Raw genomic sequence first — 21,751 nt, 5'->3', positions numbered from 1 at the left:
TCGACTCGGCTGCGCGCATCCCGGTAACCGAGGCCGAGTTGGAGGGGATGGGCATCAAAATCCTGATCGCCAAGCTGTATACACAGGATTCGCATTCGAACCGATGTCGTGAAATTTACATCCACAGCAAACTGATGATTATCGATGACGTGTTTTTAACGCTCGGCAGCGCCAACATGAATGTGCGCAGCATGGTGGTGGATAGCGAAATCAACATCAGTTGTGTGAATGCGGAATTTGCATGGGGCGCACGGACGAGGGTATGGGGAAATTTGGCGGGAGAGGAGTTGGATGGCAGCCAAAAGAGCATCAAAGAAGTCCACCGCGACTGGATAAAAAAAATGGAAAAAAATGCCGAAATTGTTGAGAAACAAAACGGGAAGCTTCAGAATTTCATCGTCACCTACTCCGACCAGCGAGGGGGAACGGGCGTTACTGGCGTCCGCGTGGCGCAAGCCCCTGCTGCCGCTACCTATAACGAGGCATTGGCATGACCGTCCAATGCGGTGGGCAACCGGTTTGTAAAAATGGGATGTCTAAGTTGCTCAACGTTATTTCACCCCGGTACAACCGGACCCGATGCGGATTAGGCCGCTGGTTATCAGCAGTTTTTCTTTTTATTTCACTTACACTGACAGCATGCTCCATGGATAACACACTTCCCCGTCACCAGATTCCCCCGCTTTTTTTTCCACACCGTACAGAGTTCCTCTGCAAGCATGAATTGACGGTAACGCCGCCAGTGGATGCGCAGGCAGAAATCTGGTATCAACAGGCGGTGGCGCTGGACACGCCCACGCTCTGGAAGGAGGACCGCGACTGGCCGCAAATTCTGGCGCTGTACACCAAAGCAGCGGAGCGCAAGCACTGGAGGGCGATGAACAATCTGGCTACGTTGTATCAGACCGGGGTGTGGGGGTTGATCGATTCGGATAAACTCTTGGTGGCACGACAACCGCAGGTGGCGATGGCACTGACAGAAGAGGCGATGCAGATGGGCGTACCTCTGGCGTACGCGGTGATGGGCAATTATTACGCCGATGGCTTTATCGTCAAGCCCGACCCAACCAACGCGTGGGCGTTCTGGCAGCAGGCCGCCGAGATGGGGAGCAGTTATGCTCAGTTCACGATTGGGCGCAGTTTGAATTCTGGTAGCGACGCGCCCGAACGTGGTCGGTGGGCCAATGTGCCGATGGCCCTCAAGATGCTCGAATGTGCGTTCTCACAAGGCAATGGGGACGCCGCGCAGGCGCTGGGGATCGAATATGACCTTTTCATAAAAGACAAACCGCGCGCACTCCATTACCTGCACGAAGGCGTCAAATTCGGGAGTTGGGGGGCCGCAAATTATTTGCGCAGCGAATTTCAATCAGTCGCCGGCCTCTCTCCTTATGGTATCGATAATTCACGCGCTGAGCGCTATGACATATTTAATGATGCCATCGAACGTAATCGCGATCTCCGCTTCCCCAACCTGGACAAAGTGTTACCTTTACCACCCGCCGACCTGCCGCAATGGAACGGTAACAAAGAAGACCTGATCAACGCCGCCAAACAGGTGGTGCCAATCCCACCCCCTCCGGCACCCACGCCTGGAGCGGACTTAACCGGCCGTGCACATATCCCGCAAGGGTGGGTATTGCCAGAATATCCCAAGGTGCCCTATGCTTTGTTGAGAGAGGGGCATAATCATGTGTCATCGGAATACGAGGGCGTCAGAGTGCCTTTTAGCGGCTATTGGCTGCCTCAGTTACTGGCGCGGACCAGCTATGAGGATCTGCTTTTTGATCGCCAGCAGGCCCCGCAACGCTATACCGATAATGAAGGGTTCGACAATCTGCGCCATTTTCTAGGGCCAAAATCCGGCCGTATCATGTGGCATTTTAGAGGCGATCCCGAGCAGTTGCCGGTCCCCGCCCGTATCGGACAACTCAGCAGCGGTGAATGGCGCGAAGCGCGGGCCAATCCGGTCCGCACTGAGTGTGACGGGGCAGAAACGTGTCCCCACACCGGCATCTGGCAACCGCTCTTGCCGGACGAACATCCCCTCAAAGCACTGGTTAACTGGCGCTGGCGCCAAACCTGGGCCGTCAAGGGACAACCTTTTCCCGATCCGCAGCAGGATTGGCTGGTGGATGTAGCGAACTACGCGGTGAAGTGGCGATTGATTGAGATGGGGTGATGAGTATGACGCTGCGATATCGCCTGCGACGTTTTATTCATCGACTACTATTAACGCTATCTTCGGCAATGGTGCTGTCGCTTCTCGTGCTGTCCGTAGCATCGTGCTCCATGGATAACACACTTCCCCGTCACCAGATTCCCCCGCTTTTTTTTCCACACCGTACAGAGTTCCTCTGCAAGCATGAATTGACGGTGACGCCGCCGGTGGATGCGCAGGCAGAAATCTGGTATCAACAGGCGGTGGCGCTGGACACGCCCACGCTCTGGAAGGAGGACCGTGACTGGCCGCAAATTCTGGCGCTGTACACCAAAGCAGCGGAGCGCAAGCACTGGAGGGCGATGAACAATCTGGCAACGTTGTATCAGACCGGGGTGTGGGGGTTGATCGATTCGGATAAACTCTTGGTGGCACGACAACCGCAGGTGGCGATGGCACTGACAGAACAGGCGATGCAGATGGGCGTACCGCTGGCGTACGCGGTGATGGGCAATTATTACGCCGATGGCTTTATCGTCAAGCCCGACCCAACCAACGCGTGGGCTTTCTGGCAGCAAGCCGCGGAGATGGGAAGCAGTTATGCCCAGTTCACGATAGGGCGCAGTTTGAATTCTGGTAGCGACGCGCCCGAACGTGGTCGGTGGGCCAATGTGCCGATCGCCCTCAAGATGCTCGAATGTGCGTTTTCACAGGGTAATGGGGACGCCGCGGAGGCGCTGGGAATGGAATATAACCTTTTCATAAAAGACAAATCGCGTGCACTCCATTACCTTCACGAAGGCGTCAAATTCGGTAGTGTAGGTGCTGCAATTTATTTGCGTGTTGAATTTGAGCAAGTCGCAGGGCTTGGGCCTGATGGCATCGATACTTCACGCGCTGATCGCTATCTAGTCTTCAGCGATGCACTCGGACGCAATCGCGACCTCCGCTTCCCCAACCTGGACAAAGTGCTGCCTTTACCGCCCGCCGACCTACCACAATGGAACGGTAACAAAGAAGACCTGATCAACGCCGCCAAACAGGTGGTGCCAATCCCACCCCCTCCGGCACCCACGCCTGGAGCGGACTTAACCGGCCGTGCACATATCCCTCAAGGATGGGTATTGCCAGAATATCCCAAGGTGCCATGGGACTAAGCGATAGAGGAAACAATTAGGAGTAGCTACAATCAGAACAAAACCGCTTAATCGGAGTAGCGACTATCCAGCTTGCTTAATCTGTGACGTTAGCAGCGTTCCAAAGGTCGTTAAATTTACTACCGCTACATCGGATACTGCCCAATAGGTCATTCCACTGATTGTCCAGTGCGCGAGATGATAGCCTTGCCGGGTTTCGGTGCGTGGTACGGCGTCGTGATCGCTAGTTGGCCAAATATACAAATTGATGGGATGTAGCTGGTGATGGTAAATCAATGCAGCTACCGGGCGACCATTGATATAGTCGAGTCTTCCGCCTGTCAGTGGATACCCTTGTGGGGCAAGATCGAATACAGGGGGAGAAAAATTCAGCTTACCGTTGAACCACGGTTTGACCGTGTGACGGTCGGTGGAAATGACGTCGGACAGATGGTCTACTTGTAACGAGCGGACGTGGCTAGCTACAATCTCTTCCGTCAATTGATCTTGTGCTGATGGAAGCGAGAGAAACATGCTGACACTCCAGAGCGCAGCAGCCAGAGTTGCTAGGAATGCGCCCACGTTGAAGCGGTCCAAATGCCAGCCGAATCTCTCGCCAGGTCGCCAACGTTTGGCGGTGGGCGCAACAAAGGTTGATCGCTCTTTTGGTAATGCTTCGCTGATTCTTTGCGCGAGACCGGCGGGTGCTTCAAAGTGAAATGCAGCGGATTTTAACTCGGCACTAAGTTGACTTTGTTGCGCAAAATCTTGTTGACATTCGAAACAGTTATTCAAGTGACGCTCGATCTGTATCGTCTCTGATACCCCGAGTTCTTGATCGACGTAGGCGGGTAAGAGTTCAAGTACTTCGTCATGTTCCATCAAATCCCCCGCTGCATTGATGTTATCGGTAGGTCGGATGATGCTTGCTTTACCGCCGATGTAATTGGTGCCGGTTGAACTAGCGGTGCTTGGCTAGGAACGGGGTTAGCCTCGTTAATCTTATTTTTTTTTGCCGAATTGGTTGGCAATAGATTTTCTCGCAATGTGCTTTGCAATAAACCACGACCGCGTCCCAAGCGTGACATCACCGTGCCAACCGGAATGCCGATGATCACTGAAATTTGCTTATAAGAAAGCTCTTCCAGTTCGCGTAGCACCATCACCTCCCTAAATGCCAACGGCAACGCTTGCAAGGCACGCAATAGTTGCGCCTGACTATCTTTTTGCAAAAGTATATTTTCCGGATTGTTATCAACCTGGTGGGAGATACCAATATTTTCGCCATCGATACTGTGACTTTGTTCATCGAACTCGGTATTTTGCGTCGGATTTTTCTGATGCCATGTATAGAAAGTATTTCGGACAATAGTTAGGAGCCATGCACGACCATCTTCGCCATAAAAACTATCAAAAAAAGTAAACGCCCGCAGATAAGCCTCCTGCACGATATCCTCAGCATCCGTTCCATTGCGCGTGAGCCATCGAGCCAAGTTAAATGCCGAGTTTAAATGCGGCATCACAATGGCTTGAAAGCGCATTTCTTTGGATAACTTCGTCATGCGTAGCTTTCCCGTGTTCTCTCTATCATACCGCTCGAGGTTAAATTTTATTCCCCAAATGACGAAAAATAGTTCTGTCCTTTTTTTTTGAGGTATTTGGGAATAAATATTCCTTAATGCTGGTATTCGCTTTACCGTTCAAATGATCGGCGACTATGGGAAAACCGAGGAGATTCACATGAGTAATCAACTAAACAGACGCAGTTTTATCCGACTTGCCGGTCTGGGTGGTGCAGTATTTGCTTCAGGTTTGAGTGGTTGGGCAAGCGCGGCGAATAGTTCAGGTAATACTTTAGAAAACTTCTTTTTTGTGCAATTGTCTGACACGCATTGGGGCTTCGAGGGCGCACCTAATCCAGATGCACGTGGCACTTTGCCAAAAGCTATCGCGGCTGTTAATGCACTGGAGCAATTGCCGGACTTCATCGTATTTACTGGCGATTTGACACATACCACAGACGATCCGCAGGAACGCCGGAAGCGCCTGACAGAATTTAAAAAAATAGTCTCAGAGTTAAAGGTAAAGCAGGTTTATTTTATGCCCGGTGAGCATGATGCCGGACTAGATCAGGGCGCAGCTTATCAGGAATTTTTTGGCAAAACGCATTACACCTTCGATCATAAAGGAGTGCATTTCATCGTGCTCGATAATGTTTCAGATCCGGGTGCAAGTATTGGCGAAGAGCAACTGAATTGGCTCGCAGCTGACTTGGATAAATTAGCGCCAGACGCAAGAATCGTCGTGTTTACGCATCGTCCATTATTTGATCTTTACCCGCAATGGGATTGGGCTACGCGGGATGGTGCAAAAGCGATCGCGCTATTGATGCCACACGCTAACGTCACAGTGTTCTACGGGCATATTCATCAAGAAAATCACCACATGACCGGTCATATTGCGCACCATTCCGCAAAGTCTCTCATTTTCGCGTTGCCCGCGCCTGGATCACAGCCAAAGCGCACGCCACTGGTCTGGGATAGCGCACAACCGTATCGCGGTTTAGGTTTTCGAGAGATTGCCGCAATCCAAAAAAATCCTGAGCTCAATCTAACCGAATTGCCGATTGCGAAGGGGTAATCATGAATGTGAATACAGAACGCCGCCAGTTTTTGATGGGTATCGCAAGTGCCGGGGCTAGTGCCATTTTCGCAGTGACGATCCCAAGCGGTGCGTTGGCAGAGACACCCAATGAAGTAATAAAGGTGGTGGCGAGTAGATTTACGTACGCGCCTAATCGCATTATGTTGAAGCGAGGACTCCCGGTGGTATTGGCGTTCTCGACGCTTGACATGCCAATGGGATTTAATGCGCCCGACTTTGGTATTCGCACAGATATTTTGCCTGGAAAAGAATCACGGATACGTTTTACGCCGGATAAGGTCGGAGAGTTTATTTTTCACTGTGATTTATTTTGTGGTTCTGGTCATGAGGATATGACCGGTGTGCTGGTGGTGACATAACCAATAGTTATGCGTAATGACAACAGTAAAATAAAATACTCAGTCAAAGGTGTTCTCGCTCGTCTCACTGGCCAGAGTGATTCGAGCGATAGCGAGCTACCTGTCTGGAAAAATCACGAAAAAAAATTAAGGCAGTGGAAAAATCAAGCAGGTGGTAGTCGCGTGCGCGTATATTTTGCCATCAACATCAACGATGTTTGCTTCGGCTACGCCGACTTGTTTTCCGACCTGGATCACTTTTCCGATGGCTCTGACCGGACCTGTTTTTTCAGTTAATGCACGGAGCAGATTTACTTTCAGTTCCAGTGTGGTGTACCCGATCCCCTTGGGAAGCATTGTGTGCACTGCGCACCCGAGTGCGGAGTCGAGTAGTGTGCAGAAATAGCCGCCATGAACGCTGCCAAGCGAGTTGTAATGCTTTCGGCCGGGCGTACCCTGAAACACGACACGGCCTGGCTCACCTTCGAGTGGAATAAATTCCATCGTCTCTCCAATATGCAAAGACGGCAATTTGCCTTCCCAGATATGTTGGAGAAATTCTATGCCGCTAAGCTCTTTCAGTTGTGCCAGAGTCGCCACTCCTGGCGGGGCGAGTCGCGATCTTACGTCTGCTTCTTGCGCCTGCCAAAGGGTTAATATTTCTTCGCGGCTGTTCATTTGTATCCTTGGTCTTAATATTACAAAAAATCGATGAGAGTAGACCGTTATTTCGTCCGACGATAAAAATAGAACTTACGCAAAGCCGCCCCAGCGGCGTTGTGCTTTCCTTGCCGCCTACGGACCCGACCTGCGCGGCCCGAAACTAACATACTGTCTGCGTCGGTAGGGTTGGCAAGCCAGTTGCTGGGATAATTTTGCGCAACTCACTTAAAAAAATAATGATGATCATCACAATTTATTCAGCATGATTATGCCTTGATGTAGTTATTGGTGTTGAGAGGGCGTTTGGAAAATCCACTGCGTGAATTAGGTACGTCCTAAAAATGCGATAAATTGTGGAGGTCGTCTCAATTTTGCAACTAAGTTGCATTTTTGTTGCAACTCAGTTGCATTTTTGTTGATGAAATCTTGGTTGGCATTTAAACTAGGCAGTATTGCGGTGCTAATGGGGTGCAGTCAGATTACTTTGGCCATCATCCCCTTTTGCCGATCTATTTATGATCTTTGACCGCCCTGTTATTTACATGAACGACACGCCATTTTTTCTGCTGACACTACTGCCTTTGTCGATTAATCACGCTGCAAAGAGCGATCTGAAAAGCGATCTGGCTTTGTTAGGGCGGAACCTTGAGGGTAGAAATAGTCGGTCTTCGGGCGAACCATGCAATTGATCGTTTTAAATAGTTTCCCGCGTCGGCGAATGCTCAGGACGCGCTTCTATCAAATCGCTTTGTGGTGTGCGGTGGCTATTTTGGTGGCGCAGCTGATTGGCATGGCTTTTCATCGCCATAGTTTGCTTGAGGAGTCGAGAGAATGTGTTAGCTGCAATCTTGCCGTCCATGTACCGGCACCGCCTTCGTTGCTGCCGCTCATGGCGTTGGTACCGATGCTGGTTTTTGTGTATCACCTCGCCCCCGACAAGGCGCATTTCTTCGCGCTACCGCTAAGAGGTTATCTCACGCCGCACTCACATGCGCCGCCGCAGTTTTATTCTCGCAGTTAACTTCCACACTATTTTGATGCAGTTAGGCGACGACAGCCTGGTTATAACTTGTTTATAGCCTGGATGGAGCGCGGTTGCATTTTGCCATTTCGGAGTTTGAGAATGAAAACACGTTTGTTGCGGCTAAGCGCCTTGATTGCGCTTTCCACCGGTATTTCCACGCCTTTTACTTATGCACAAACAGCACAATCAGCGCAGATTTCGACCCAGAAAATCAGCGGTTTAATTCATGATGCACTCGGTCATCCCTTACCGGATGCAAAGGTTGATTTGAACGACGCGGCAGGTCACGTCGTTGCCACCACCATTAGCGATAATCGGGGAAGTTTTATATTTTCTGACATCGCACCCGGCAACTATGCCCTGAACGTAGATAAGCCAACTTTTTCTCCCGAGAAGAAATTGATCAGGGTGGCCAAAAATGTGTCCAGCCCGACCATTTCTTTGACGTTAATCAGCGCCGAGACTCTGGATCAGATCGTCGTGACGAGTGAGCGGCTTGATCGCGCCAGAAATGGCATTTCTGTAGAAACCGGCAGCAGTATTTATCGGATTGGGCGCAAGGATATTGCCGCACTGCCACAGGGCGAAGACACGCCGTTTAATCAAGTACTGTTGCGTGCGCCTGGTGTGGCACAGGATTCCTATGGTCAACTACACGTGCGTGGGGATCATGCCAATTTGCAGTACCGCCTCAATGGCATACTTTTGCCGGAGAGTATTTCGGGATTCGGGCAGACGCTTGATACGCGTTTTGTCGATAGCGTGAATTTATTGACAGGTGCATTGCCAGCCCAATATGGTTATCGTACTGCGGGTGTTGTCGACATACATACCAAGACTGGGCAAGTTGAAAACGGCGGTAATATCGGTGTTATGTTCGGAAGCAACAATACCCGACAAATTAGTGGGGACGTCAGTGGCTCCCATGATGCATTTAGGTATTACCTCAATGGATCTTTTGATGCAAACAATCTCGGTATTGAAAATCCGACCGGCGCATCGACCGCTCTTCATGATCGGACATTGCAAAATAAGGGATTCGGTTACTTTTCTTATTTGTTGAATCCCGATACGCGGGTTAGTTTGATCCTTGGTACTTCGGACGGCCGCTTTCAGATTCCCAATACCGCTGGAGAAACACCGAGCTTTCAGCTCAATGGCGTCAATAGTTATCCTTCGGCGAACGTGAATGAGCGACAGCGAGAGACTAATCGCTATGGCATTCTTGCCTTGCAAGGCGTGATCGGTAACGACATTGACTATCAAGTCGCTGCATTTAGTCGCTATTCCAAAGTGTTATTTGAGCCCGATCCGGTTGGCGATTTGCTTTATACGGGTGTCGCCTCGCGCGTTCTGCGTACCGGATTGGCAAATGGTTTGCAGGCAGACGGAAGTGTTCGCCTAAATGACAGTCACACATTGCGTGCCGGTATTTCTTATACTCGCGAGAGCCTCAAAAATAGCAATAATTCACTGACATTTGCCGCTGATGACAACGGCAATCAGATGGGAACGCAACCATTTTCGATCAATGACCAAGGTCAGAAGACAACCAATCAGACCGGCGTCTATTTGCAAGACGAATGGAAACTAAACGACAAGTTCACCATCAACACCGGTGCACGGATGGATTGGTTAAATGCTTATGTGTCGGCCAGTCAGTTTAGTCCGCGTATCGGTGTGGTCTATCAGATGACGCCGCGTACGACGTTTCACGCAGGCTATGCAAAATACTTTACGCCACCAACGAGTGAGTTGATCGCTGCAACGACAGTCGCCAGCTTCAATGGCATGACTAACGCTGCAGCGAATAATCAGAACGATGCGGTGCAGGCCGAAAGTGCCGATTATTTCGATATTGGCGTTGTGCATCAATTGACGCCGCATTTAACGATTGGATTGGATGGATACTACAAAAAAGTGAAAAATATGCTGGACGAAGGCCAGTTCGGCTCCGCTTTACTGTTCACCCCGTTTAATTATGCGCAAGGGAAAGTGATCGGTCTGGAGTTAACCCTCAACTACCGTAACGATAATCTTGGAGCGTATTTAAATGTGGCGCGCTCGTCCGCATTAGGAAAAAATATTACCTCAAGCCAGTACAACTTTGAGCAAAGTGAATTGGACTATGTATCCAATCATTGGGTCCATTTGGATCACGATCAAAGTATGACCGCATCGGCTGGCGTTTCGTATCTTTGGCAGGGCACGACATATAGCGCAGATGCGCTGTACGGGAGTGGCTTGCGTAGTGGCTTTGCCAATACTGAACATTTACCTTCATATACAGAAGTCAATCTTGGTGTAAGCCATATTTTTAAAGACTCTCCGGTAGGAAAACTGACGACGCGTCTAAGTGTTATTAACGTGTTTGATCGGGTCTATCAAATTCGCGATGGTTCAGGGATTGGAGTGGGCGCCCCGCAATTTGGTCAGCGTAGGGGCATGTATGTGGCGATGACTAAATCTTTTTAGCGGATAGACGAAAAATCGCCTCAGCGGCGTTATCCCTCCTGGCCTTAGTTTCGTAATGTCTTCTTCGGTCTGCCTTGCTGAGACGTTTTTGCGTCAATCCTTGATTAAGCTGTGTTTGACGGCAAAATCACCGCTTTTCTGGCTTATACTAAAAAACAACGCATTGATATTTTAAAAGCCGCGCTCCAGAAGATCGCGGCTTTTTATCATTTAGCAAGGCGCTTTCGGCAGAACTCAACTCGAACCCGGAGACGTTATCTTATCCGCGGCAATCCTTCCATCCCGTATTTCGAATACGGCATCCCCCAACAGGGCGACATCAGCGGGATCGTGAGTGATCACCAGCATTGGCACATCGAGTTGCTGTTGGAGTGCGCTTAGTTCACTTCGCATACGATCACGTAATGCTGGATCGAGGGCTGAAAATGGTTCGTCGAGCAGTAAAATATCTGGTTCGAGAACTAACGCGCGGGCCAACGCCACGCGCTGACGTTGACCGCCGGACAGTTGATGCGGATAGCTATTGGCGGTGGTATTAAGCTCGAATAATGTCAGCCATTTTTTGACCGCCGGAAAGTTGTTTGCTTTGCGTGGATTGAACCAACCAGATCGCAGACCGAAGGCAATATTTTGTGCCACGGTTAAATGTGGAAACAGCGCGTAATCCTGAAATAGATAAGCAACCTTGCGCTGTTGCGGTTGCAGATTAATGTTGCTGGCTTGATTAAATAGTTGTCGTTCATTGATGCGGATGAGACCTTGGTCCGGCGTCAGTAGCCCCGCAATGGAAAGTAACGTCAGGCTTTTACCTGCACCGGAAGGTCCAAATAGGACAATCCGCTTGCTATCGGAGATGAAGTCGATATCGAGTTGAAAACGGCGATCATCGGCTTGTAATTGTTTGCGGATTTGAACTTTAATGGTCATGGTTTGTTCAATACGCCCGGCGCGGATTTTTTGGTACCAAACGTCCCGCGATCAGCAGTAGTAAGACGCAGGTCACGGATGTAATCAATACCAATAAATTGGCCGTATTGTCGTCACCCGCTTGCACAGCTGCATAAATAGCGACTGATAGTGTTTGCGTGCGGCCTGGCAGATTACCTGCAATCATCAAAGTCGCACCAAACTCGCCAAGTGCGCGGGCGAATGCCAGTAAAACACCCGCGCTGATGCCTTTGGATGCAAGCGGTAGTGTGACGCGGAAAAACACAGCAACTTCTGAAATGCCGAGAACACGTGCCGCATTCTCCAATTGTGGATCAACGTTTTCGAACGCGGCGCGCGCAGATTTTAATACTAGTGGAAATGCGACGATGGTGGATGCGATAACCGCCCCTTGCCATGTGAAGACCAGCTCAATGCCCCATTTTTCAAGCCATTCACCGACCACGCCCCGGCGACCCAGAACGACTAATAAATAGTAGCCGAGCACGGTCGGCGGTAGCACCAATGGCAACGTCAGGATCGAGTCGACCAAATCACGGGCCGATGAGCGCCAGCGCGCCAATCCGTAGGCGATGGCGACGCCAAAAACCAAATTTAATAGCGTCGCCCAGCCTGCGACTTTGAGCGAAAGAGCAAGTGGAATCCAGACCGCATTCATCGGGTATCAATCATCGATATGCTTTATCATTTTTGGCTTTAGTCAGTAGCGTTAGTCGTTAAGGTTTCAAAAAACCATAGCGGGCCAGCGTTGCCTGACCTTTGGCCGATAATACGTAGCTAATAAATTGTGCGGCAACTGCCGGCTGTTTGGTGTTGGTCGTCATGGCAATCGGATACGTCACCGGCGTGGTGGACGGGACGCGAACGGCGACTTTCACTTTTTCCGGCATGATAGCGGCATCGGTCGAAAATACAAAACCGGCATCGACTTCATCACGTGCCACGTAATCCAGACTTTGCCGAACGTTTTGCGCAGGAATTCCCTTTGCTTCGACGGCGGTCCATAAATTATCACGCTCCAGAGCGGCTTTAGTATAGCGACCAACTGGAACTGATGCAGGATTGCCGTAAGCGACACGTTTGACGGCGGGCGACAGCAAATCTTTAAGCTGGGTGATTGCCAGCTTGCTATCTGCCGGAACGATCAAGACGATTTGGTTGCTCGCGAAGTTTTTGCGGCTTACGGATTGCACCGCTTTTCCTGTTTCAGCCTTGTTCATCGCATCCTGATCGGCGGAGGCAAACACGTCTGCCGGTGCGCCTTTGACGATTTGTTGCAATAAAACGTCGGAGGCAGCGAAATTCAGGATGACCTTGGTATCGGGATGTTGGGCTTCAAAGTCTTGCGCCACTTCTTTAAAAGCATTGGTCAGGCTGGATGCGGCTGAAACGATCAGATCTGCAGCGTGTGCGGATGCGCTCGACAGCATGAGTGGCAATGCGGCGACAACAACGACGGCAAAGCGTTTGAGTGTTGGTAGCATGCGTGGTGTCATCAGAGTTCTCCGAAGGTAAGATGATGGTAGGCAACTAATGAAAGTAACCCGGATAGAGCAAAAACGATAGCGAAATATATGGCAGGATATAACGAGCGTCAATACTTATAGTTTTGCAGTAATCGTTCCGAATAGTCATAAGTGTCTGGCGGCGACCATCTTCGACTTGCTACAATCAGTGCATGACACATACTAAATCGATACGGCTGCGAGTAATGCGGGGTGGAGTTATTGCATTTGGGCCCGGTAAGGCGGCGTTGTTGCTAGCTATCGCCCAATATGGATCGATTTCCGCCGCAGCGCGCGCGCTGGGGATGTCCTATCGGCGTGCGTGGTTACTGGTAGAGGAAATGAATACCAGTTTTCAGGAGCCATTGGTGGCAACTGCAACTGGTGGTGCAAACGGTGGTGGGGCGCGCATCACTGAATTGGCCCAAACAATGCTGAGGCGATATGAACACATGACCGCGAAAGCAGAAGTCGCGGTAGCGCAGGATATGGCGTATTTTGAGTCCCTGATGGCGTCAACAGTCGACGTTTCTCCTGGCGAATAGAGGTTTTCGCGTCAATGTGATGATGACGATGCTTAGTGACATCGGTGCAGTTTTCAGCCCTGACGTGCAAGAATTGACTATGCTGTACCGGTCGGGACCCGTATTCCGATCTGCATGCCGGCCTGTAATGCCGATCAATAACGTTATAAAAAATGTGTTTCTTGTAATTTAATCAATCGTATAACTCAGGATCACGCCATTATTTATGCGGACCACTCTTCTTGAATATCGAATCCGCATCCAGCGCCTATTTCATTTTTCTCCCAGCCATTCGATGCTGTTATGGGCGGTAATCGTTGGCGTGTTGGGCGCGCTGGCAACGGTTCTGTTTCGTGAATGTATCGTTGGCTTGCAATTGTTGTTGACAGGGGAAAGTGGCAGTTTTGTGAGCATCGCAAAGGGCTTGCCATGGCACTGGCGGGTAATATTGCCGACTGGCGGCGGCGTTGTGGCCGGTTTGATTCTTATACTGGCAAAACGGGTGCCATCCGCGGCTACCTCGGATTACATGGAGGCAGTCGCGATTGGTGATGGCAATATTCCAGTTCGCCATAGTCTTTTGCGCAGTTTGTCTTCGTTAGCCACCATTGCATCGGGAGGATCAATCGGGCGCGAAGGATCAATGGTGCAGTTATCCGCGCTGGCGGCTTCTCTGGTGGGGCGTTTTACGCATTTTGAACCTGGTCGTTTGCGACTTTTGGTGGCATGCGGTGCGGCGGCAGGTATTACATCCGCTTATAACGCGCCGATTGCCGGAGCTTTTTTTGTGACTGAAATCGTTCTTGGCGCGATTGTGATGGAGAGTTTTGGTCCGGTAGTAGTTGCCGCGGTTGTTGCTAATATGACTATGCGAGCGTTGCCGGGTTATAAACCGGCCTATGAAATGCCCGCCTTTCCAACGATTGCCGGGGCCGAAATAGTACTCTTCGTCATGCTCGGTATTTTGGCCGGTTTCGCAGCCCCGCAGTTCCTGCGTTTATTACAAACGTCTAAAAAACAATTTCAAAAGACTAAATTGCCGCTTCCTTTAAGGTTGGGTTTGGGCGGTTTGATTGTCGGCGTCATATCGGTGTGGGTTCCTGAAGTCTGGGGTAACGGCTATAGCGTAGTGAATTCGTTGTTGCATACCTCATGGCTATGGTGGAGTGTTGTGCTTATAGTGGTGGCCAAAGTTGTGGCAACTGCGGTTACGGCAGGTTCGGGTGCAGTTGGTGGTATTTTTACGCCGACCTTGTTTGTCGGTGCAGCGATTGGGTTTTTGTTCGGCCTGGCGGTACATGCACTATTACCCAATGTCAGTTCTCCTCCATTTGCGTACGCTATTGTTGGAATGGGGGCGTTTTTGGCTGCGGCGACTAGTGCCCCTTTGATGGCGATCTTGATGATTTTCGAAATGACGCTGAGCTACTCGGTGATGTTGCCGCTCATGTTGTCATGCGTGGTTGCTTATTTCATCGCCCGCAGTCTGGATGGCGCATCGATGTACGACATCACGCTGAAGCGCAATCGCGATACGCAGGAGCGATTGCGGCTGCGTGGAATACATATGAGTGATCTGATTCGTCCCGCAGATACGGTTCTTTCAATGGACGCATCGTTCGATGAAATGAGTAGCCTGTTCTTGAAATATCCGGTGAAGTATATCTATATCGTTGATGAAGCTCAGCACTATTGTGGTGTGGTGGCGCTACAGGATATTACGTCGGTTTTATTAGATAAAAGTGATACTTCAGGTCGTGTAGCGGCTGATTTTTTACGTCGGGAATTTTTGCATATCATCACTCCCGATATGTCATTAGGTAATGCGTTACAGTTATTTCTGGATCACCAAGGCGAGCGTTTGCCTATTGTGCGCAGTCAGGCTGAACCGGTGTTGTTGGGAGCTATTTTCAAGAGCGCATTGCTGGAGGCTTATTTCCGTCTGGACAACGTAAAAGGCTATGCGGGGTAGGCCAGTTTTTGTGGCTTACATTTTTGGCGCGATGCAACACGCTGCCCAAGCCAGCAACCAGCTATACGTTCGCGTTAGCCGTTAGCCGTTAGCCGTTTGTCGTTACGATTTTGAATTAATCTTAGTAGGTGCACTCTTACTAATCTCTGCGGCAGTGTCAGTTAAAAGACTTTCCAGCGTCCCTTTAAAAGAGGGAAAGAAAGGCAAGGTGCAATGTTGATTCCCAAATGGTTACACGCTCGTACTGAACCAAAAATTACATTTGAGACACCTATTCCGGCTTCTGACGTCGCCATGGATATTGTGCGACGTCGTTGTCAGGCATTGGTCGCCCGTCGTGCGATGTGGTCGGCCGGGGCCTCGGCGTTGCCGGTGTTTGGGGTGGATATCGCCATCGATATTCATTTGTTGTCAGGTCTAATCCAAGATATCAATGCAGAGTTTGGTCTGTCACCAGAGCAGATTGAAGTTCTGCATCCAACCCGTAAAGTCGCCATTTACAGCGTCATTGTGGGCGCTGGCAGTACCTTGGTTGGCCGTATCGTGACGCGTGAATTATTGCTCAAAATATTAATGCGCAGCGGTGTCAAGCTGGTCAGCAAAAATGCCGTCAGATTGGTTCCGATAGCTGGGCAGATGGTCTCTGCTGCGATTGGTTATTCCGCTTTTCGCTCGGTGGGCAATCGCCATATTGATGCTTGCGTTAAAGTTGCCAAAGAATTATCTAAAATGCAATCTTTGCCGGATTAACCACTAGCGGTGGAAGAACCGTTTCGCAAAATCTTGACCGAATTGTGAGGATGTTAGGGCGAAAATGCGTGCAGAATGCACACTTAGTCGCCTAAAACAGGGCTAAAAGTGTGATATCTGCCATCGAGTCGCTGAAATTGTTAAAATACGCCTCTTCTCCATTGCAAAGCAGTTATTTGGACTATTTATAGTTCAATCCAGAAAGCTTGCGCTAGCCACGAATTGCAACGTACCGCATACGACAATCATCGTGCGAGGCGGATCTTTTTTTGTTGCTAACCACATCGACAAAAACGCTGCCGCGCTGCCGATATGCAGTTGGAATCACCCTTTACCAAGATAGATATTTTTATGCTGAGTTATCGCCACGCTTTCCATGCAGGCAATCACGCTGACGTGCTGAAGCATCTCGTGACCATCCAACTGCTTGATTACCTCGGCCAGAAGGATACCGCTTATACCGTCATTGACACCCACGCAGGCGCGGGCGTGTATGCGCTGGATGGCGGTTATGCGTCAAAAAATGCTGAGTTTGAAACCGGTATTAGCCGTCTTTGGAGCCGTAAGGATTTGCCGCCAGCGCTCGCCGAGTATGTCAATGTAGTGCGCAAACTCAACCCGGACGGCAAACTGCGTTTCTATCCTGGCTCGCCGTATTGTGCGGATATCACCATGCGTGAACAAGACCGTTTGCGTTTGTTTGAACTGCATCCAAGCGACAGCAAGATATTGACTGACAATTTCCGCAAACTGGATGCGCAGCGTAGTCATAGTAACAGTCGTGGTAAACGCGTCATGATTACGCAGGGTGATGGCTTTTTGGGTTTGAAGGCATTATTGCCGCCGCCGTCGCGCCGTGGTTTGGTCTTGATTGATCCGCCTTATGAAGTTAAGGACGATTATCGTTTGGTAAAGAATACGCTTGAAGATGCGCTGTTGCGCTTTTCAACCGGAACTTATGCGGTGTGGTATCCAGTGCTAAATCGCATGGAATCGCGTCAAATGCCGGATAAATTAAAGCGTCTGAAAGCAAATGGCTGGCTCAACGTCACCTTGACTGTCAAGACACCGTCGCCGGATGGTTTCGGTTTGCACAGTAGCGGTATGTTTGTCCTCAACCCGCCATGGACGCTTGAGCCGCTGTTAAAAGAATTGATGCCGTATCTGGTGAAAACACTGGGCACGGATTCAGGCGCTGGCTTTACGCTGGAATCTGGTGCGACTGCAGCGGTGAATACGGGCACGCGTCGCGTGTAACTGGTAATCGCCGAATCCGCAGCAATAACATTGGCAGCGTTTCCGCTATGGGAACGCTGCCTTTTTCGTTGTATTGCAAGAACATTCCGAATGCGAATACAGTTAACGAATGGTCAGTTTTGTTAGTTACTTTTCAGTGAAACGCGCTTTTCCAATAACGTTAACCAGCGTTCGCCACATCCCGCATCATTGATACACAACGCATAGTCAGTCACCGTGCGCGCAGCACGCTCAAGCAACTGAATGTCTGCTTCATGTTGGCGAGCGACGTGCGGATCTTCAAGGAACAGCACGCGCCGACATTGCTGACGATCCAATATCAGTTCTGCAATTTGTGCGTCGCCACCCATTGGGCCACTCAAAAAGGGTTTCACCCAATGACGTCCGGCTTCTTCGCCTTTGATTTTTTGCGCCAATTTGTTGAGCAGACTACCGGTAGTACCGGTCGCGCAGCGAAACGCAAATTGATCGAGCAGAGAAAAATGGCGTTCGGCAATGGCCAGCATGCGTTCTTTCATGGCGTCGTGCGCAATCAGCGCGATGCCTTCATTCGCAAGATCAAAGGACAGGTCAAGCTCTGGATTCGGCACTGCGCCGAGCGCGACGGACTCCAGTTCCAGCCATTCCCGCGCACCTGCTAACGTCGATAAAAAAGGCTTACCGTGAATCACGCACTGACGTTTCAGCGCCACGGCTTCCGGGAAGGTTGACGACGGATCCACTGGATCCATCAAATAAATCACTGCATCGAGCGTACGCGTTGGATCACTATCGACTACGCGCGAGACCAGTTTCATCAAACCGCCTTGTCGTCCGTAGGGAAAGCGCTCCACGTGTGGATAGCCGTCAAGCAAGCCAAGCTGGTTGATTGCATCCAACGTGCGGCCGACGACGATTAAATTCGGCTGTAAATGCTGTTCAATTGCTGCACGACTACCATTTATTAACTGCGCAAGCGGTGAGTGCGGGGCGTCTTGATGCGTGCGGCTTGAGGCCAAGCCGATGCGGTAGGGGCGACGATCACTGGCGGAAATGACTGGCATATGGCGTTATGTCCCAAAGGGAAGAAATGAAAAATGGTACTGCAAACACTAACGGAGTGAATCGCTCATAGATTCTTATCTCCGTTGCTGTTATTTAGTACGCTCTTATTTAGCAGTAACTGGGCTGCAACTAAGCAGTAACTAAGCAGTAACTAAGCAGTAACGTCCCATTCTGCTCAATGATCGCAGGTTAGCCAGTTTGAATACTTGCATACCCGATGCCGTCACAATTGCTTTTGGCAAATTTGCGGGTGATGGCGAAATCGCACTACAATACTAAGTATGAATAAAGCCTTTGTCAAAGAATCCGATGGCGATGACGACGATCTGGAGTTTGGATTGCCGCCAATTCCTGCGGGCACCAAAAATTATATGACGCCTGCCGGGCATGCGCGCATGAAAGCTGAGTTGCTCGATTTGATCGATAACGCGAGGCCTGAAGTTGTCCGCATTGTCTCGTGGGCGGCCTCAAACGGAGATCGCTCTGAAAATGGCGATTATATTTACGGCAAGCGGCGATTACGTGAAATTGACCGACGGATTCGATTTTTGACCAAGCGCCTGGATCAGGCTGAGATAGTCGATCCGAGCGTGCATCATGGTCGCGATCAGATTTTTTTTGGGGCAACAGTGCGCTACCAAAATCATGCCGGCGAAGAGCACACGGTGACTATCGTTGGGATCGACGAGCTTGATCCGTTACATGGAAAAATTAGCTGGATTTCACCGGTTGCACGTGCGCTGACCAAAGCGCATGAAGGCGAGTTCGTCACCTTGATGACACCTGCCGGATTGGATGAGTTAGAAATACTGGATGTCGAATATCCCGCATCTTCCTGAGGTGAAAACGATTGCGCATGTGATCCGCGTTGGTGGTTATTTCGACGACGGCAGACTATCTTAAATGGATCACAAAATTGATACTTTGGCGAAAAATAGGTTACAAAGTTATAAATGGGTGTTGTTTTTCGACAACGTCATGAGGACGAAATATTGATTCACTAGCATGCCTCCTTTTCTACAGGAGACATCATGAAAGTTCGTAGCGTCAAGCCAACACCAACGTCCGGTGTCCAGCCAAGTCTTAAGCAGCACTCCACGCCACATCTTAAAACCTGTAATACCCACATTCTGCGAGCCATCGCCATGCTGTGCATCGTCACACCGGTCGTTGGATATGCCCAGCAAGCCACCGATCTGGGTGCGGTCAGTGCGGCTGACGGTTCGGGTTCTGCAACCCAGACATCGCGTATTCCTGCTGCCGCCAAAAGCGCACCGTCCCAAGGGTCATTGGAGGCACGGTCAGCCCAATCCGAAGTGAGCGAAGCTTTCATTCGTAACTATACTTCGCCGATTGCTGACTTTAGCCAAGTGATCCAAATGACACCGGGTGTGTATAGCTATAGCCCAAATGGCCCTGGTCTTGGTGATACCAAGACTTACTTTCGCGGTTTTCAGGATGGTGACTATTCGGTGACCTTTGATGGTATTCCATTTCAGGACACCAATAGCCCGACTCACCATACCTGGGCCTTTTTCCCTGCACAGTTTATCGGCGGTGCGGTGGTTGATCGCAGCCCTGGCTCTGCGGCGACAATTGGTCCCACCAATTTTGGTGGCTCAATTAACTTATTATCGCGTAATCTTGATCCGCAACAACGCACAAGCGTGACCGGATCATACGGGACCTGGAACACGTCTTTGATTGGTCTCGAACATGAAACTGGACAGTTTGGGTCCGACGGTTCCTCAAACCTTTTGTTCAATGTGCATGAGATGAAATCGGACGGGTACGAAACCTATAACAAGCAAAAGCGTGATGCCATTTCACTTAAGTACCAGTTTGCAATCACCGACAACACTGCACTGACTGTGTTCGCATCGTCAATCGATTTGCACACAAATACGCCGAACACCAAGGGCCCGACCCGCGCGCAAGTTGCGCAGTATGGCGACAATTACCTTATGAGCGGCGACCCAAAACAGGCCAACTATTACGGCTATAATTTTTATCATGTCACATCAGATTTTGAATATCTTGGTTTGACCTCGAATCTGGGCAACGGCTGGAAGCTGGACGACAAGTTGTACACCTACGCTTATCACAACCAGCAAAATTACAACGGCACCACGATCACGACGACTAGCGGCACTGACAAGCTCAATGCGTATCGGACTTACGGCAATTTGCTACGTCTTAGTCAAGAATCAGGCATGGGGACTTTACGCACCGGTCTGTGGTCTGAATATGCAGATACCAATCGCTACCAGATTCCGTCCGATCCCCGTACCTGGATTGATGCTGTACTACCAAATTTTCATGAGAAATTTAAAACGACGACACTGCAACCGTTTGTTGAGTACGAGTTTAATGTCACGAATGATCTTAAAATCACTCCAGGCGTGAAGTATGCGTCTTACCGTCAGGATTTTACGCAGTTTGCTGACAACGGCAAGACGGTCGGTAGTCTCGGTGGCGCGCCAAGTATTTCGCATGCAACGACCTATAACTCGACGCTTCCGTCGTTGGATGTGCATTACAAACTGCAACAGAACTGGTCTGCTTACGCCCAGTTTGCGACCGGTAGCGAGATCCCGCCGACCAACGTTTTTGACGTCAAAAATGCGAATGTCACTGTGTTACCTGCAATGGTTAAGACCAAGACTTTTCAGATTGGTACTGTGTGGAAGTCGGAGCGATTTACGTTAGACGTCGATGCTTACCATATCAAGTTTGATAACGCCTATTCATCGTCGACTGATACTAGTGGTAATACCACATTTTATGCCAACGGAACGTCAGTGACGCAAGGTGTCGAAGCGGAAAGCAATATCATTCTGGGCGGCGGTTTCAGTCTGTATATCAATGGCACTTATGGAAGCTCCAAATATTCCAACGGTCAATGGGTTGCCAGTGCGCCGAGCGATACTGAAACGCTGGGTCTGAGTTACGAGCAAGGTGCCTGGAATACAGGCTGGTTCACCAAGCGCGTAGGCAAGATGTATAACGACAACGGTGGTATCCATCAAGCTGTGTCAATTGATCCGTTCCTTCTATCGAATCTGTTCGTCAACTATACATGGAAGAATCCAGTGAGTTGGGCTAAGCAGGCGAAGGTTCAGTTCGGTGTCAATAATCTCTTTGATAATCACAGTATCGTTGGCGTGACACCGGCCTCGACAAAAACCTCAGTCCCGGCTCCGGGTGACCAACTGACTTTGCTTCCAGCGCGTAGCACTTCTTTGACGCTCACCCTTGATTTCTAATTCTGTCATCTGATTTAGCGGGGA

The 21,751-nt window shown here is 50.0% G+C and carries 20 protein-coding genes; 13 read left to right on the top strand and 7 right to left on the bottom strand.

Features of this window, described 5'->3' with window-relative positions:
* The 3 genes from QN379_RS12710 to QN379_RS12700 form a co-directional block, all read left to right on the top strand.
* The coding region (locus QN379_RS12710) for a phospholipase D-like domain-containing protein (RefSeq protein WP_323506777.1) at positions 1-494 on the top strand (494 nt) is incomplete at its 5' end.
* The gene (locus tag QN379_RS12705) at positions 491-2,182 is read left to right on the top strand and encodes a DUF6396 domain-containing protein (protein WP_323506776.1); all 1,692 of its coding nucleotides are present in this window, start codon (positions 491-493) and stop codon (positions 2,180-2,182) included. The genes QN379_RS12710 and QN379_RS12705, both read left to right, overlap by 4 nt.
* The gene (locus QN379_RS12700; RefSeq protein WP_323506775.1) at positions 2,182-3,318 is read left to right on the top strand and encodes a DUF6396 domain-containing protein; all 1,137 of its coding nucleotides are present in this window, start codon (positions 2,182-2,184) and stop codon (positions 3,316-3,318) included. Before QN379_RS12705 ends, QN379_RS12700 begins: the two co-directional genes overlap by 1 nt.
* Positions 3,319-3,381: 63 nt before the next feature.
* Here the strand turns inward: QN379_RS12700 and QN379_RS12695 are convergent, their stop codons facing one another.
* Both QN379_RS12695 and QN379_RS12690 read right to left on the bottom strand, forming a co-directional pair.
* Positions 3,382-4,179 carry an anti-sigma factor gene (locus tag QN379_RS12695; protein WP_323506774.1) on the bottom strand — a complete coding sequence of 266 codons (798 nt, stop codon included), beginning with the start codon at positions 4,177-4,179 and terminating at the stop codon, positions 3,382-3,384.
* Positions 4,179-4,859, bottom strand: a complete 681-nt coding sequence (locus tag QN379_RS12690) for a sigma-70 family RNA polymerase sigma factor (protein WP_322232400.1) — start codon at positions 4,857-4,859, stop codon at positions 4,179-4,181. Before QN379_RS12690 ends, QN379_RS12695 begins: the two co-directional genes overlap by 1 nt.
* Before the next feature lie 178 nt (positions 4,860-5,037).
* On the opposite strand from QN379_RS12690, the gene QN379_RS12685 reads away from it, so the two are divergent.
* Together QN379_RS12685 and QN379_RS12680 are read left to right on the top strand one after the other, a co-directional pair.
* Positions 5,038-5,937: a metallophosphoesterase family protein gene (locus QN379_RS12685; RefSeq protein WP_322232399.1), complete on the top strand. Its 900-nt coding sequence runs from the start codon at positions 5,038-5,040 to the stop codon at positions 5,935-5,937.
* 2 nt (positions 5,938-5,939) lie between these two features.
* Positions 5,940-6,320, top strand: a complete 381-nt coding sequence (locus QN379_RS12680; RefSeq protein ID WP_322232398.1) for a cupredoxin domain-containing protein — start codon at positions 5,940-5,942, stop codon at positions 6,318-6,320.
* 126 nt (positions 6,321-6,446) lie between these two features.
* On the opposite strand, the gene QN379_RS12675 is transcribed toward QN379_RS12680, so the two are convergent.
* Positions 6,447-6,977, bottom strand: coding sequence for a PaaI family thioesterase (locus tag QN379_RS12675; protein WP_323506773.1), 531 nt, complete (start codon positions 6,975-6,977; stop codon positions 6,447-6,449).
* A gap of 664 nt (positions 6,978-7,641) precedes the next feature.
* On the opposite strand from QN379_RS12675, the gene QN379_RS12670 reads away from it, so the two are divergent.
* Complete coding sequence (locus QN379_RS12670; protein WP_322232396.1) at positions 7,642-7,983, top strand: hypothetical protein; 342 nt, start codon at positions 7,642-7,644, stop codon at positions 7,981-7,983.
* 102 nt (positions 7,984-8,085) lie between these two features.
* Entirely contained in the window at positions 8,086-10,461 is a 2,376-nt protein-coding gene (locus QN379_RS12665; protein WP_323506772.1) for a TonB-dependent receptor, read from the top strand.
* Between the two features lie 234 nt (positions 10,462-10,695).
* On the opposite strand, the gene QN379_RS12660 is transcribed toward QN379_RS12665, so the two are convergent.
* Genes QN379_RS12660 through modA form a run of 3 tightly spaced genes read right to left on the bottom strand, consistent with a single transcriptional unit; the run spans position 10,696 to position 12,905 of the window.
* Positions 10,696-11,388: a sulfate/molybdate ABC transporter ATP-binding protein gene (locus QN379_RS12660; RefSeq protein WP_322232394.1), complete on the bottom strand. Its 693-nt coding sequence runs from the start codon at positions 11,386-11,388 to the stop codon at positions 10,696-10,698.
* Between the two features lie 7 nt (positions 11,389-11,395).
* Positions 11,396-12,067 carry a molybdate ABC transporter permease subunit gene (modB, locus tag QN379_RS12655; RefSeq protein ID WP_322232393.1) on the bottom strand — a complete coding sequence of 224 codons (672 nt, stop codon included), beginning with the start codon at positions 12,065-12,067 and terminating at the stop codon, positions 11,396-11,398.
* A gap of 58 nt (positions 12,068-12,125) precedes the next feature.
* Positions 12,126-12,905, bottom strand: coding sequence for a molybdate ABC transporter substrate-binding protein (gene modA / locus QN379_RS12650; RefSeq protein ID WP_322232392.1), 780 nt, complete (start codon positions 12,903-12,905; stop codon positions 12,126-12,128).
* 182 nt (positions 12,906-13,087) lie between these two features.
* Between modA and QN379_RS12645 the strand changes: the two genes are divergently transcribed.
* From QN379_RS12645 to QN379_RS12630, 4 genes are all read left to right on the top strand, one after another.
* On the top strand, positions 13,088-13,459 hold the full coding sequence (locus QN379_RS12645) for a winged helix-turn-helix domain-containing protein (protein ID WP_322232391.1): 372 nt from the start codon (positions 13,088-13,090) through the stop codon (positions 13,457-13,459).
* Positions 13,460-13,664: 205 nt separating this feature from the next.
* Positions 13,665-15,410, top strand: coding sequence for a ClcB-like voltage-gated chloride channel protein (locus tag QN379_RS12640; protein WP_322232390.1), 1,746 nt, complete (start codon positions 13,665-13,667; stop codon positions 15,408-15,410).
* A gap of 213 nt (positions 15,411-15,623) precedes the next feature.
* A complete protein-coding gene (locus tag QN379_RS12635) occupies positions 15,624-16,160 on the top strand; it encodes a hypothetical protein (RefSeq protein WP_322232389.1) in 537 nt (178 codons plus the stop codon).
* A 351-nt stretch (positions 16,161-16,511) separates the two neighbouring features.
* The gene (locus QN379_RS12630; protein ID WP_322232388.1) at positions 16,512-17,417 is read left to right on the top strand and encodes a 23S rRNA (adenine(2030)-N(6))-methyltransferase RlmJ; all 906 of its coding nucleotides are present in this window, start codon (positions 16,512-16,514) and stop codon (positions 17,415-17,417) included.
* Positions 17,418-17,539: 122 nt separating this feature from the next.
* Here the strand turns inward: QN379_RS12630 and QN379_RS12625 are convergent, their stop codons facing one another.
* Complete coding sequence (locus QN379_RS12625) at positions 17,540-18,460, bottom strand: methylglyoxal synthase (RefSeq protein WP_323506771.1); 921 nt, start codon at positions 18,458-18,460, stop codon at positions 17,540-17,542.
* Between the two features lie 282 nt (positions 18,461-18,742).
* On the opposite strand from QN379_RS12625, the gene greB reads away from it, so the two are divergent.
* Both greB and QN379_RS12615 read left to right on the top strand, forming a co-directional pair.
* The gene (greB, locus tag QN379_RS12620; RefSeq protein ID WP_322232386.1) at positions 18,743-19,300 is read left to right on the top strand and encodes a transcription elongation factor GreB; all 558 of its coding nucleotides are present in this window, start codon (positions 18,743-18,745) and stop codon (positions 19,298-19,300) included.
* A 192-nt stretch (positions 19,301-19,492) separates the two neighbouring features.
* Positions 19,493-21,727 (top strand): TonB-dependent receptor, encoded by a 2,235-nt coding sequence (locus tag QN379_RS12615; protein ID WP_323506770.1) that lies wholly within the window; start codon positions 19,493-19,495, stop codon positions 21,725-21,727.
* The last annotated feature ends 24 nt before the right edge of the window (positions 21,728-21,751 follow it).

The sequence above is a fragment of the Glaciimonas sp. Gout2 genome, from assembly GCF_035018905.1.
GTDB lineage: Bacteria > Pseudomonadota > Gammaproteobacteria > Burkholderiales > Burkholderiaceae_D > Glaciimonas.
This window is presented reverse-complemented; position numbering and strand designations above follow the sequence as displayed.